At 50.6% G+C, this 603-nt stretch carries 1 protein-coding gene; it reads right to left on the bottom strand.

Annotation, left to right across the window (positions count from 1 at the left end; translation table 11 throughout):
- On the bottom strand, positions 1–603 hold a 603-nt coding region (malE, locus tag AC59JP_RS23025), incomplete at both ends, for a maltose/maltodextrin ABC transporter substrate-binding protein MalE (protein ID WP_497328220.1).

The raw sequence follows: 603 nt of genomic DNA, 5'->3' as shown, positions 1-603 counted from the left end.
CGGTTTGTCTTTATTAACCGCTTCCAGACCTTCATCAGTCAGCAGATAGTTTTCGAGGAACTCTTTCGCCAGCTCTTTGTTCGGACTGGCGGCGTTAATACCTGCGCTCAGCACGCCAACGAACGGTTTGGATGGTTGACCCTTGAAGGTCGGCAGTACCGTTACACCATAATTCACTTTGCTGGTGTCGATGTTGGACCATGCCCACGGGCCGTTGATGGTCATCGCTGTTTCGCCTTTATTAAAGGCAGCTTCTGCGATGGAGTAATCGGTGTCTGCATTCATGTGTTTGTTTTTAATCAGGTCAACCAGGAAGGTCAGACCCGCTTTCGCGCCAGCGTTATCCACGCCCACGTCTTTAATGTCGTACTTGCCGTTTTCATACTTGAACGCATAACCCCCGTCAGCAGCAATCAGCGGCCAGGTGAAGTACGGTTCTTGCAGGTTGAACATCAGCGCGCTCTTACCTTTCGCTTTCAGTTCTTTATCCAGCGCCGGGATCTCTTCCCAGGTTTTTGGCGGGTTCGGCAGCAGATCTTTGTTATAAATCAGCGATAACGCTTCAACAGCGATCGGGTAAGCAATCAGCTTGCCGTTGTAACG

This window comes from Rhodococcus sp. 320_ES (genome assembly GCF_059691855.1).
This window is presented reverse-complemented; position numbering and strand designations above follow the sequence as displayed.